The sequence below is a fragment of the Paenibacillus liaoningensis genome, assembly GCF_059609455.1.
In genome coordinates, this window is sequence record NZ_JCAALU010000005.1 from 327563 (window position 1) to 340975 (window position 13413).

Annotated in this window: 12 protein-coding genes and 1 pseudogene; 10 read left to right on the forward strand and 3 right to left on the reverse strand. The window is 46.6% G+C overall.

What is annotated here, in order from left to right; genetic code table 11:
- Window positions 1–107 precede the first annotated feature (107 nt).
- The 3 genes from AC6B99_RS09280 (at window position 108) to AC6B99_RS09290 (ending at window position 2529) form a co-directional block, all read left to right on the forward strand.
- The gene (locus AC6B99_RS09280) at window positions 108–1268 is read left to right on the forward strand and encodes a hypothetical protein (RefSeq protein WP_496663233.1); all 1161 of its coding nucleotides are present in this window, start codon (window positions 108–110) and stop codon (window positions 1266–1268) included.
- Window positions 1269–1392: 124 nt separating this feature from the next.
- Window positions 1393–1869 carry a GNAT family N-acetyltransferase gene (locus AC6B99_RS09285; protein WP_056030063.1) on the forward strand — a complete coding sequence of 159 codons (477 nt, stop codon included), beginning with the start codon at window positions 1393–1395 and terminating at the stop codon, window positions 1867–1869.
- 3 nt (window positions 1870–1872) lie between these two features.
- Window positions 1873–2529, forward strand: coding sequence for a M48 family metallopeptidase (locus tag AC6B99_RS09290; protein WP_496663234.1), 657 nt, complete (start codon window positions 1873–1875; stop codon window positions 2527–2529).
- Window position 2530: 1 nt separating this feature from the next.
- On the opposite strand, the gene AC6B99_RS09295 is transcribed toward AC6B99_RS09290, so the two are convergent.
- A complete protein-coding gene (locus tag AC6B99_RS09295; RefSeq protein WP_496663235.1) occupies window positions 2531–3610 on the reverse strand; it encodes a saccharopine dehydrogenase family protein in 1080 nt (359 codons plus the stop codon).
- A gap of 94 nt (window positions 3611–3704) precedes the next feature.
- On the reverse strand, window positions 3705–4025 hold the full coding sequence (locus tag AC6B99_RS09300) for an ArsR/SmtB family transcription factor (RefSeq protein ID WP_056030054.1): 321 nt from the start codon (window positions 4023–4025) through the stop codon (window positions 3705–3707).
- A 237-nt stretch (window positions 4026–4262) separates the two neighbouring features.
- Between AC6B99_RS09300 and AC6B99_RS09305 the strand changes: the two genes are divergently transcribed.
- The 7 genes and pseudogenes from AC6B99_RS09305 (at window position 4263) to AC6B99_RS09335 (ending at window position 12396) form a co-directional block, all read left to right on the forward strand.
- Entirely contained in the window at window positions 4263–5138 is an 876-nt protein-coding gene (locus tag AC6B99_RS09305; protein ID WP_496663236.1) for an RNA polymerase sigma-70 factor, read from the forward strand.
- 204 nt (window positions 5139–5342) lie between these two features.
- Entirely contained in the window at window positions 5343–6500 is a 1158-nt protein-coding gene (locus tag AC6B99_RS09310) for a YhgE/Pip domain-containing protein (RefSeq protein ID WP_496663237.1), read from the forward strand.
- Window positions 6501–6566: 66 nt separating this feature from the next.
- On the forward strand, window positions 6567–7097 hold the full coding sequence (locus tag AC6B99_RS09315; RefSeq protein ID WP_494858033.1) for a helix-turn-helix transcriptional regulator: 531 nt from the start codon (window positions 6567–6569) through the stop codon (window positions 7095–7097).
- A complete protein-coding gene (locus tag AC6B99_RS09320; protein WP_494858035.1) occupies window positions 7081–7623 on the forward strand; it encodes a cyclic nucleotide-binding domain-containing protein in 543 nt (180 codons plus the stop codon). Before AC6B99_RS09315 ends, AC6B99_RS09320 begins: the two co-directional genes overlap by 17 nt.
- Before the next feature lie 22 nt (window positions 7624–7645).
- Window positions 7646–8077: pseudogene (locus AC6B99_RS09325) on the forward strand (DNA alkylation repair protein); the annotation flags it as partial.
- Between the two features lie 147 nt (window positions 8078–8224).
- A complete protein-coding gene (locus tag AC6B99_RS09330; RefSeq protein ID WP_056030035.1) occupies window positions 8225–10183 on the forward strand; it encodes an AraC family transcriptional regulator in 1959 nt (652 codons plus the stop codon).
- A gap of 146 nt (window positions 10184–10329) precedes the next feature.
- Window positions 10330–12396, forward strand: a complete 2067-nt coding sequence (locus AC6B99_RS09335) for an AraC family transcriptional regulator (protein WP_496663238.1) — start codon at window positions 10330–10332, stop codon at window positions 12394–12396.
- 115 nt (window positions 12397–12511) lie between these two features.
- Here AC6B99_RS09335 and AC6B99_RS09340 read toward each other — a convergent pair whose 3' ends face one another.
- Entirely contained in the window at window positions 12512–13177 is a 666-nt protein-coding gene (locus AC6B99_RS09340; protein WP_056030032.1) for a TetR/AcrR family transcriptional regulator, read from the reverse strand.
- Window positions 13178–13413: the final 236 nt, after the last annotated feature.

The window sequence follows — 13413 nt, forward strand, 5'->3', positions numbered from 1 at the left end:
TCTACTAAAGTTTATAGTCGTATTATGTATATAAAAGTTGGCCCATTTCTTTCTTTTTTAATGAAAGAAATGGGCCAAATATTGATGATCGAAAGGTTGCGTTTTCCATGAAACAATCAATTGCTGCTCTGTTAGTTTCTTGCCTATTATTCTTATCATCCAGTGCAAGCGTTTCGGCAGAAAAGTGGAGCAAGTTGCCAGCTCCTCAATGGACACAAGGGACTGGCTCTGATTATCTGGAAGTAAAGAAGGACATTCATGTGTTGCCCAACAAAAAAACAGTTTATATGCATATGCAAGATGAAAAAGTTTATACCAAAGCATGGCCTTATGATACTCTGAAGGCTGTTGATTTAGACACAGGGAAAATTAAATGGACATATCATTTTTATAAAGCGGGCATTGGTTATTTTAATACAGATAATTCTTTTTTATACGCTCCCAATGGAACGGTGTACGCCTACTTTGAATGGGAAAATGTTCTCTTTTCAATTCATGCAAGCGGCAAAGAAAATTGGATGATTCGACTTCCAGATCAAGGAAAAATGCACTTAATGAAAGATGGCACATTGCTGCATGTCGTTTCTACTTCATCTAAAGCTGGAGAGGAAACAAGTACGGTGTATGGATATAATAAGGAAGGTAAACAATTGTTTAAAAAATTAATTAAAGGGACTGTTGCAAAAGTATCAGATACTTTAATTATAGTAGAAAATCATTCGGCATCCTTTACAGATTTTAAAGCGGATATCTACAATTCTTCGATGAACAGAGTTTTTCGTTATAACTTTCCGCAAGGCTCTTATACAGATCTAAGCTATTCTCTGCTGTTATCTAATGGGAATATTATTTTTAGGGCTAATTTGAACAAAACAGGCAATCGTCTCATAGCCCTTTCATCAAAAGGCAAGGTGTTGTGGGGACGTGATATTCTAGGAAACTCAGAGATCATTGCAGCCGGAGACAATTATATGGTTTACTTAAATAAAACGGTCTCATTGTATAATACAAAGGGACTTGTAGCAAAGCAAACATTTAGTAATTTGAATACTGAAATTCCGATATATCCATTAGCAGAAATTACAGGAGACGATAATATATTATTAAATCTTAGAACAGCTCAATATGTTCTTGATCAGAAAAAATTATCTGTACTTCAAGAGTTCGTACTAAATGATACTGATGCTGAGATCATTTATTATAATGACAATACTGTATTTTCTCACTTGAAAAAAGCAAATAAAATAGCTAAATATAAATTGAAATAGAATCTACACGGAAAGGGCACTCCGTGTCTTTTTTATTTTTTCAATACATCGAATATGGTATGATAACGGTCACGAGTCAGAGCGACTAGAAGATAAGCTTTCAGACAAAAAGGAGATCAAAATCATGTCTAGCATTATAGCGAAACCATTTGATAAAGAAATGCAGAACACACTCGGCGAGATTACGACGACCTATCATGCAAGCGAATTGAGCCAGAAGGACCAAGCGGAGCTGCCGGAAAACATTTATATAATTGAAACAGACGAGACGATGGTCGGATACGGCGTCATCTGGGAATATGCGAGCGGCAAGCAGCTGATCGAAAAAGCGGAAAAAGATTATTTTAGCGATGACGAAAAATATTTGGAAAAAGACTTTTATATCGACATTAAAAATAAAAAGGATTTTGTTTTTATCGAAGCGCTCGATGTGCTAAAGGAATATGAAGGCAAAGGCCATGCGGCTTCCTTTATCAACTGGCTTAAAGCGAAATATCCGAAAAAGAGAATGTATGTGTACACGCTGGATAAATCACGGAACTTCTGGTATAAACAAAACTTTGAAGTGCTCGGCACGACAGCCTGGATGACCTATAACTAGCCGATGAACATTGAATTTGAAAATCATACGATATCGTTTCATGTTCAATATGGCAATCGGGAAAAGAAAATCTCCATTCAGATCGAGCCTTCAGGCTTCATCACGGTTAAAGCGCCGAAGGCGGCAAGTGAAGAGGTCATTAAACGGGCCGTCGGGCAGCATGGCAAATGGATTTTGGAGCAGACGCGGCATCTTGGGGAGGCTAATAAAGCGCCCCAAACGAAGCAATACCAAGATAAAGAAAAATTTCTCTACCTTGGCAAAGAGCATTTGCTGCATGAATTAATCGAGACGAACGGTTTAACAGAGGAGGAGCTGCGAAAAAACCTCAAAAAGTTTTATTTTTCAAGCTGCAAAAAAATAATTGGCGAACGTCTGCCTATTTATCAGGCGCAGCTGAAAATAAAGCCCAAAACGGTTGAAATCGTAGAGTCCATGACGAAGTGGGGAAGCTGCAGCGCAACTAAGCATTTGACCTTCAATTATCGTCTGGCGATGGCGCCAATTGATGTCATTGATTACGTCATTATTCATGAGCTTTGCCATCTATTCCATATGAATCATGATCGTTCCTTTTGGCGGCGCGTAGGCAGCATTATGCCGGATTATAAAGAAAAGGAACAGTATTTGGCCAAATACGGAAGCTTCATGACGCTCTAATTTAGTAGGAGAAAAGAACGCCATATTGTTTGAAAAAGCCCATAATCGCAGCCTTGTCCATCCGCGAGTCCGGCAGGTCCTCTGGATAATAAACGCCGGGGGCGAGCGGTTCATTTTCAGGCATCAACAGCAATTTCTCGGCTTGGACAGCAGCGCCCAAAGCGGTAAGGTGTGTCTGGCCAAGCGGGTCCGAAATGGCGATTCGCCGCTCTACCAGGCGTCCATTAGGGTCGTGTCCCTTTAGATGAATTAGCACATGATGGGCGCTGCCGGTACCTGGATTGTAGAGCAGACGCTGTCTGAACGAGCGGAACCTTTTTCCGCTGATCATCTTCCATATGCCGCTGTTAACGAGTCCCACAAGCAGAGAGGTGGATGCTTTGCTGTCGAAGGAGATGCGGAAGCTGGCTGTGTGAATATGGCTTGCCTTAAGCAGTGTTACATGATCAGGGGTGTCAAGCCGATAGCATTTTGCCTTGTAGCCATTGGGGAACTGGACCTTCACCGGATCGGTCATCGGATGGACAAGCCGGTTCCTCCCCGCTTCCGTAATATGAAAGGGGATGGTCATCCGATCCATGTATGCGGTAGAATCCGGGCCTGCTTTATCCCGCAGGGAGTATAGGGCATGGATATCGACAGCTACGTTGTCAAGCGAATCGGCATGCAGCATAGCGAATAGCGAGGCCGTTCCTGCCATCCAGCCCGAAGACAGCACGACAGGAGCATGGAGCTCCACCTTTCTCAATTTAGCAGAAGCCTGCTCGAATAGCTCCGTCCAGCGCGTCACGTCGATAAACGGGATTTTTCTTCTCACGGCAGCAAGAAGCAGCTTATCCTGCAAATCGTTGACTGCGCTAATGATGAGCGAAATATGCTCGCCTGCATGCTGGAGCGGATCTTCCGCATTCGTATCTACAACGGCAGTATGTACGCGTTGAGACTCGAAGGCTTTCGCTTTCTCCGGTGACCTTCCTCCCAATACTATTTCCAAATTCGCATGCCGCTCAAGTAAAATGTGGGCGATCTGCCTGCCAACTTCTCCATATCCCCCAACGATAAGAACCTTGTTTCTATTCATAAAATGAACCTCCGATTAAATGTTTATATGTTTAAGTTATTCAACCTATAGCCGTTTGAAAAAGGAATGGCAGCAAGCTAGCCTCATATTGGCACTAGCATTGGCATTCCTCTTCTACGAATTGGACAAGCTGTTTCATAAGCGCAATCGCATCATTGATTTCAAGCCGATAATACATTTCGGTTCCTTTTTTCTGAACGGTAAGCAGCCCTGCCTGGCGCAATATTTTTAGATGATGGGAAACGGTAGGCCGCGACATCGGAATATGCTCAGCAATTTGCGTTACATTCATACTGTCTTTATCGATTAGCAGCGATATAATTTGCTGGCGAACAGGGTCCCCCAAGCCTTGAAAATAAGGGCTTAAACTTTCAAAAATGTGAATCGCTTTCTGATTGCCGATAAATTCGCTCATGGCTCCACTCCTCCGCTATATGGTTTAATTGTTTAAACATATCGCCAAGTATAATTCATTTCACACAAAAATTCAAATCAACACAAAATGTCACAAAAACCAGCCTCTCCTCGTTATATGGGCAAATGGATTTACAGGAGACAAGGGGCTTGCTTAATGATGCGTATGGACGCCTAATGGTGTGCTTGATATGATCGATACAAGTAGTGCAGGCAAGCATAGATGGGGGCATGCGAAGTGACGGAGCTTTATGAACGGTACAAAAATCTTTTATTCCAGCTGGCGTATCAGCTAACCGGTTCGGTATGTGACGCGGAGGACGCAGTTCAGGATGTATTCATCAAGCTTCAGCGAGTGGACCCGGCGCGGCTGCAGGAGCCAAAGGCGTATTTATGCAAAATGATGACGAATCATTGCTATGACCTGCTCAAATCTGCGCGCAAACGCCGGGAGCAGTATATTGGGCCATGGCTGCCCGAGCCGCTGCAAATGAACGCTGAGGATGTATTTGAAGCCATCATCCGCGGTGAACTGCTATCTTATGCGATGCTTGCATTGTTAGAGCGTCTATCTCCGGCCGAGCGGGCGGTATTTGTGCTCAGAGAAGCGCTCTCGTTCGATTATGCCGCTATAGCGGAAATTACGGGCAAAAGTGAAATGAACTGCCGCAAGCTGCTTAGCCGGGCCCGGGGAAAAATGGGCGTTTCGGAGCAGGAGCTTGCGGGGGCAGGCGCAGTTAGCGACGAGTGGGCGCAGCAATTTCTCGCAGCTTTGTCCGAGGGTAAGGTCGATACGGTGCTGTCTATGCTTGCTGAAGACGCCATGCTGCTATCCGATGGAGGAGGCAAGGTGAGTGCCGCTATTCGTCCGATCCAGACGAGCGAGCATGTGGCGCGTTTCCTGCTGGGCATCATTCGCAAGGCAGGCGAAGGAGAGGACGATCGCTTCAGCATCGAAATCAAGCAGCTGAACGGCCAGACCACCATCATGTTCAGGCAGCAAGCGCGCATAACCTCCGCCGTATTCCTCCATATGAAAAACAAGCTGTTGCAAAATATTTATATTATCCGCAATCCGGATAAGCTGGAGCGATTGAATCAACAGCCCTTATAGCAAACAAATAAAGAGATGGGGAGCAGCCGCTTCCCGTCTCTTTATTTGTTCAGGCACGTGGCTTGCCGAGACGGGAAAGCTCATTGCCAGCTAGCTGTATACTGTATACCGAATTATATCTGGAAGCCTTTTACATTGACAGCATACACTGAATTAATTACTCTAATTAAAGTATATAAAATAAAGTATAAGGTGGAGTGGAGCATGAAAGCATTTTTGAAAAACAAAATCGTAATCGGCGGCATTTTTATGATGGTTTTTTATCAAATCGCGATGATCGGGATGTTTATGTACGGGTACAGTGCGGTACCGAAAAACCTGCCTGATCTCACGGTGGCGATTGTAAGCGAGGATGAGCAGACCGGAGCGAAGATGGTTGAGCAATTGAAAGAGCAGCTGCCATTCCATATCAATACTACGCTTAGTCTGGAGCAGGCCAAAACCGAGCTGGACAATCGCAACGTCCATTTAATCGTCCATATTCCGCAAAATTTTACGCAGCAGCTTTCGCAGCCGGGTGAACAGGCCCAATTGGATTTTTTCATGAATGATTCTAATCCGGCTACGACAAGCAGTGCGATGCAAAGCGTGGCTGACCAAATTTCCAGCAAAATGGTCGCCCAAATTCAGACGCAAAGCTTTGAAGGGCTGCTGCAAAATATGAAGCTGTCAGAGGATCAGGCGAAGCAGATGGTGGAAGGCGTCATGACCAAAGTTACTCCCAATATGGTTGTGACCAACCCGAAGCCTGCCGGCATGCACAATCAGATGGCACCTATGTTTCTGGCGATGGCTGGTTATGTTGGGGCCATGATTTATTCCATGATTAGTGTTGGCGCCTTGCAGCAGTTGAAAGGGCAGCTTGGCAAATGGAAAGCCTTTTTCAGTTTGCAGGGCCTTAATGCGCTGCTGGCCTTGATCGTTCCGCTCATTGGCTTGACTATTTATTTCTCCATTCATGGCTATGGTGCCGAGACTTTTCTAAAAGTGTGGATGGTGCACGCCCTTGAATTATTTACCGCTATTTCGTTTACGAGCATCTTCTGCATGCTAGCCGGCCAAGCGGGCATGCTGCTTAATATGCCGCTGCTGCTGTCGCAGACCATCGCAGGCGGAGCGATGATGCCGCAGGAAATGATGCCAGGCTTGTTCAAAGCCATCAGCTACATTTCCCCGATGTTTTATACGATTCAGCTGGATTACAACCTGCTCTTCGGCGGGGGGCAGACGTCAAAGTATTTGCTTGGGCTCGCGCTAATTGGTGTTGGAGCACTGCTGATCAATACGCTGATTCACCAATTTAAAGGGGTTAAAACAACGACCGAGGAAAATACGACTGCAGCGCAGCCGCAATTCATGTAAAATAAAAGGGTTGGCAGGCGGATTAGCAGCTTGCCAGCCCTTTAAGCTAGTGATGGAGGCGATGCAATGACCTTGCAAATTTTTATTCTTGGAACGTTGAGCGAAGCGGAAAGCCATCCGTATGATATAAAAAAACGGCTGCTTAAGTCGCTCGGCAATACGATTCCCATAAACGATGGAACGCTATATTACCAATTTGATGTGCTGCAAAAAAAAGGGCTTATTCAAAAGCTTGAGGTCGTCCAATCGGATAATCGTCCAGAAAAGACGACTTACGGCATTACAGATAAAGGCCTCAAAGCGCTGGAAACCGAAATTTATGCCGCTTATCAGAACGTCACGAGCATAACGGCTTTATATGCTACGCTTTTTTATTTGGACAAGATCGATAAACACAAGCTGGCTTATTTGATCGAGGAAGCGATTGACAAGCGCCAGGCTAAACTCAGGCTGATTGAGGAAACCGATCTGGATACGCTGCAAATTCCGCAGGACAAGCAGCAGCCGCTTGAGCTGCTGACGGACCATGCCTACCATTTGATCCAGAGCGACGTCGCTTGGCTTCAGAAGCTGCTCGTTTATGTACGAAGCGGATAGGCCCATCGTGGATAAAATTCAATATTTGTCGCAATTTAATCTGCTTCATTCCTTGTCGATGGAAGATTTAATCGAGATGGAGGAGCTGACCGTCATTACGCCTTTTCCGAAAAATACATTTATTCAGACGCCGACATCCTTTGCCGAAGGACTTTATTTTGTGAAAAAGGGCAAGGTGCGCTTGTATCAGGTTAGCGCGGAGGGCAAGCAGTTCACCTCGGATATTTTGAGCGAAGGCAATGTATTTGGGGAAATGGCGATGATTTCGTTTGGTACGCGGAACCATTACATTGAAGCGGCCGAAGACAGCCATATTTGCTTAATGGACCCGAAGCGATTTGAAAATTTTCTGCTGCATCGGCCCCGGTTTATGCTATCACTGCTTCAAGTATTAAGCGAACGCCTGAACGGCATGAGCCAGTTGACGCAGCATTTGGCGCTCGGGAACCTGCATGATAAAATTTTGCATGCGCTTATGCGGCTCGGCAAGGACTTCAGGCCTTACGAGCGCGGGCGAATTCACTAAAATTAACTTTTCGCTCTCGCATCAGAAATTGGCTGGCATCCGTCCGTATGCAGCAGACCCTCATTTTGGCGTGCGCGAAATCGCTTGGATGGCCGTCAGAGAGCCCATTATTCGCGAATTAAGCGCAGCATTGGCTTGTTTCAAGGGCTGGGTAACGGATGCCGATCCCCATATTCGGCGGTTAGACATTGAAGCGACGCGCCCGGTAGGCGTATGGGCCAAGCATATTGCGGCTTTAAAGGAAGAGCCTGCTCCTGTTTTGCCGCTATTGGAGGCTGTTTGCTCCGACCCGGCAAAATATGTGCAGGATTCGGTAAGCAATTGGCTGAATGATGCTGGCAAAACGAATCCGGATTGGGTGCTTCAGGTTTGCAAGCGTTGGCAGGAGCAGTCCGAATCGAAGCAAACGAAGCGGATTGTAACAAGGGCAACACGAAACCTGCTCAGCCTATAATAACAGCTCCCGCAGCAGGAAGCGGGTGAATCGTATTGATGAATAGCATGCGCATTGGGCACATGCTATTCTTTTCAACTTTTATTGAGAAGGTTTATCATTTATAATGGGGGAAAAGCGGTTTGGCTACAGTAGGGGAGAAGCAGTGTGAAGCTGGGTGAGCATATAGCCGTATGGAATCATACAGCGGTAAAAATATTTGATATCAGACATATCGTCATGAATGCGGGGGAGCGTCTGGGCGACTATCGTTTTCCTGCTAGCGGTTTTTTGTATGGGGTAAAAGGTGCAGCGAGCTTGCATTTGGACGGCCAATTTCATAAATCACGGCGTTTTTATTTGCTGCATGGCGCAAAGGGCATGCGGCTGGAAATCGAGGCCCAGGAAGAGTTTGAATTTTATTTGCTGTATTATCGGGCAAAGCTTGCTTTCTCTGGCTGGAGGGAAATTCGGCAGCTGCTGGAGCGCCGAAGCCCTTTTGAAATGCAATATGGGTTTGAGCCCGATGAACCGCTGGCTATGCTCGTGCTGATGTCGACGATGAATCAGACGCTCAGAAATGAAGGAAGTCTCGGCAGCGTGCAAATTAAGGGGCTCTTCTACCAATTTGTGCACGAGGTGCTGGGCCAGCTGAAAACAACGGAGGCGGCCGTCAGCGAGCCGGATCTTGTGACTCAGGTGATACGTTTTCTGCACGAGCATTATCAGGAGGGCATCTCGCTGGATGAGCTTTCCAATCGCTTTAATTACAGTCCGCGTTATCTGTCGATGAGGTTCAAGAAGCAGACGGGCGCAAGCCCGATTGACTATCTTATTCAAATTCGCATTAAGGAAGCGAAAAAGCTGCTGCTGGAGACGGGTGCCACACTTCGCGATATCGCGGCATATGTCGGTTATGCGGATGAATATTATTTCAGCCGTTTATTTAAGAAGCAGACGGGCCTATCGCCAGCGCGTTATCAGGCCAAGGAGCGAGGCAGCGGCATAAAGGAAGATAGTCCATTCGGCAGTACCAAATTGTCCATTGGATCGTACGAACAGCAACGTTATAGTATGGATGGTGGTGATAATCATTATCAATATTATGGCGGAGGGTTTACAAATATGAAACGAAATAAAAATTCAGCACTAGTATTGAGCGTGCTGCTCAGCTTGACGCTGCTGCTTAGCGCTTGCTCAGCGGGAGGAACCAATGCGGGTTCAAACACATCCCAGACTACGACGAACGTAACAGCAACTTCTGCGGCCAATGCCGATACGGCTGGTGAAGCGAGTACAAGGACCATTTCCACTGTAAAAGGAGATGTTGTTGTGCCAGCGGAGCCGAAACGGATCGTTGTGCTGTATATGCTTGGTGATGCGGTTGCTCTTGGCATTAAGCCAATCGGTATTTCTGAGGTTTATGATGGAGCAGCCTTCTCTGAGCAATTGGAAGGTGTGGAATCGCTGGGCCACTGGAATGAAGCGAACCCGGAGGCGGTTATGGCGCTTGATCCGGATCTGATTATTGCCAATTCCGAGGATAATTATAGGATGCTCAAGGATATTGCGCCGACCGTGCTTATTCCAGCTGATCAAATCTCGACAGAGGAGCGGATTAAGAAGCTTGGCGAAGTATTCGGCAAGGAGAAGGAAGCGCAGGCGCTGCTGGACAGCTTCCAGAGCAAAGTAGAAGAAAGCAAAGAAAAGCTTCGCACAGCGGGCTTGCTGGACAAGACGATTACGATTGTCGAAGGCGGCAATAAAGAAATGCTGGTCATTGAAAGCAAGGAGTACGGACGGGGCTCGCAAATCGTCTATGATTATTTAGGCATGAAAGCGCCGGAGATTATTCAGCAGAAGATCGATAAGACGAAAACGGTAGAAAGCGAAATGGTATCCATGGAAGTGCTGCCACAATTTATGGGTGATTACGTGCTGCGCTCCTCATGGGAGGGGATGGACGACCTGTCTGAGCATGCCGTTTGGAGCAGCTTGCCTGCGGTGAAGGCTGGAAAAGTCATCGAAGCTGATTTTGGCTTATTTTATTACACCGATCTTTATTCCTTGAATACGCAGCTGGATGTCATTACGAACGCTTTGCTGGCGACCACAGCGAGCAAGTGACCGTAAGGCGGCTATGTTGAAAATAAAACGTTCTGCTCTTATCATTCAGAGCAGAGCGTTTTTTATTGTGGCAGGTCGCCGCCTGCATACCATTTTTTATACTGGACACTGCTTATTAAATCATCCTGAATTGGTTGCCGCTAAGAATGATTATCAATTATAATGGGGTTAAATATAATCGTTCGGATGGGCTTGCAATAGAGGAGTGGAGCGGCAGTATGCAATTAAATGAACATATACGATTATGGAACCATGTTTTCATTAAAATAATTGATATTCGCTATTCGGCAATGGACAAAGGGGAAGAGCTGTCCTCTTATCGGCTGCCAGCTAGTGTGTTTATGTATACGGTGCGCGGAAGCGCGAAAATCTGGCTGGACCGCCAAATGCATTTGGCCAAGCGATTTCATATTTTTCATGGCGGCAAAGGCATGAATCTGGCTATTTTAGCAGAGGACGAGCTGGAATATTATATGATTTTGTACAAGCCGACACTTGCGCTGCCAAGCGCACAGGATTTGGCGAAGCGGATAGAGAAGGATAACCCTTTCCATTATCAATATGCGTTTGAGCCCAGTGCTCCGCTTGCTTTATTCGATAAAGTCGAGCGTCTGTATGAGGAGTGGAGGCAGGAGACGGGGCTTGGCAGGCTGCAGGTGAAGGCGGGCTTTTACCAGTTCGTGTATGAGCTGCTCTGGCAATGGCATCAGCAGGAAATAGACCCGATTCGGCCGGACTTGGCAGCAATGGCCGTTCGCTATATTCATGAACATTACAATAATCCGCTCACGCTGGAAACGATCGCTGCGGCATTGGAATGCAGTGAAGGGCATCTATCGAGATTGTTCAAAAATAAAACAGGCAGCAGCCCTATGCATTACTTAGGCCTGATTCGCACCCAGCGAACGACGCAGCTGCTGCTGCGGACGGATGCCACCTTGCAGGAAATTGCCGAAAATGTAGGCTTCCCGGATGCCCATTCTTTAAGCCGCAGCTTCAAAAAATATAAGGGGATTTCTCCAGCTCGATATAGAGAGAAGGTTGGCATGGAAGGGAAAGGTCGGGATTTGCCCTTATCGATGCAAGGAATTGTCGTTCTGCAGCCTCCGTTTTATCCTTATAATGATATTGAAAATCATTTTCATTATCGGACAGGGAGAGAATTATTGATGCAAAGAAGAACGAAAATAGCAGTTATGGCTTTAGTGATGTGTTTTACCTTGCTCGTAAGTGCATGCGGGGGAGCAGCAAATACAAGTGTCAGCCCTTCGGGTTCTGCGCCTAACCAGTCGGCTGGTGCTGCAAATGCGGAGACATCGCCTGCGGCTCAGCAAGCGGAGCCGCAAGCTGCGACGAGAATCGTAGCTACGCCTAAAGGAGACGTAGAGGTGCCTGCCAATCCGCAGCGAGTTGCCGCCGATCAATATATGGGCCATCTGTTGAAGCTGGGCATTATTCCAGTTGGGGTCAGAAGTTTTATGTTGAATGAGGCCTGGCTTGGGGATTCCGGCATTTCGCAGGATGTACTGGATGGCATAGAGGATTTGGGCGGTTTTCCAATGAATTTGGAGAAGCTGACGTATTTGGAGCCGGATCTCATTATTGGCTCTATTGATGAAAATATTGAGCAATACGAGAAGGTAGGCACGACGGTGTTTCTGCCTTATTGGGAAGAACTGAAGACAGCAGGACCGCTGGAGAAATTCCGGAACGTCAGCAAAATATTCGGGAAGGAGAAGGAAGCCGAACAGTGGATCACAGAGTATGCTACAAAGGTTGAAGAGGCCAAAGCGAAAATAGCCGGAATCGTCAAGGAAGGCGAAACGGTCTCCATCGTTCAATTCGGATACAAAGCCTTGTATGTCATCGCGGCTGAGGGCGGCAATTATGGCAGCTCGACCATTTATCAAATGCTGGAGCTGCCGCCAACCCAGCAGGCGAAAGATATGAAGGATGGTTTTGCAAGTATTTCATTGGAGGTTTTGTCTCAATATACGGGCGATCATATCTTCTTATACGGGGCAGAGGACGAAGGAAGCGAGGAAATATTGAACAGCGAGCTGTGGAAGCAGTTGCCTGCCGTGCAAAAGGGCCACTTATATAAATACGGCACCTTTGGCGAAAACGGCGATGAGTTCGTTATGGAAGATCCGTATTCTCTGGAGCTTCAACTGGAGAAAGTCGTCAGCGTCATGACGGCGAATCAAAAATAATCGGTAGAAAGCCGCCAGTCCTGTTTAGAGGATTGGCGGCTTTTTCACGCTGGGATAAGGACGTCGGATTAATCATCTAGCAGTTTGACTAACAGCTAAGTGGCAGGGTGCGATTTTAACCTTCCTGTTTAACGAACAAGGTGCTCGCTAATAGGGAGATCGTTTGCTGATAAGTGGCGTGGGCGGAGGGAACATCGCCAAAATGCCCGCCCATTTGCAGATGGATGACACCGTGGAGGGCGCCCCAAACGAGGCGGACAATTTCTATCGTATCCGTCGGTGCCGCCGCTGATAAGAGACCCTGCTGCTGGGCGCTGCCGATGACATGGATTAATTGCCGCATAGCCGTCACGGTGCCCTGCATGCTTTCCTCATCCGGCTTGAAATCGCCGAATGCTCCGCCAAACATCAGCTTGTAGTAGCTGGTGTAGCGCTGTGCAAACTGCCAGTAGGTTTCGCCTAAAGCGAGCAAATGCGCTCTCGGGTCGGCTAGTGCAGGCGTTGCTTCAAACTCGCGAGCCATTATTTTGCAGCCATCGAGGTACAGCTGCTGGGCTAGACCCTCTTTATTCACAAACAAGCTGTAAATGATTTTGGTGGAGCAGCCCATTTTCTGTGAAACTTTACGAACGGTAACCGCCTCAGGGCCTTCCTCCTGCAAAATAGTAGCCGCAGCATCTACGACGAGCTTGCGGAGATTTTCGGTATTTTGCAGCCGTGCTTCCTGGTAGGTTTTCAGCTCGCGTTTATTCGTATTAAGGGAACGATCCTGTTCACTCATTTTTATCACCTTCGTCTCGGTCAATCTGTTTTTAATCAGAAACAGAGTTTCCAAATTACTTACCCAAATTCTATACAGACGACGTGGGCTTGTCAATGCGAATTAACAGCAGGCTGGAAGCGGGATATAGTGGAAGGTTGACCGAGCAGCTTAGAAACCGGCTGTAGAGGAATTTTTTGAATGATAAAAAAAGCATTGACAGCATGAGCAGACTGAATTACTATGGTTCTATAAAG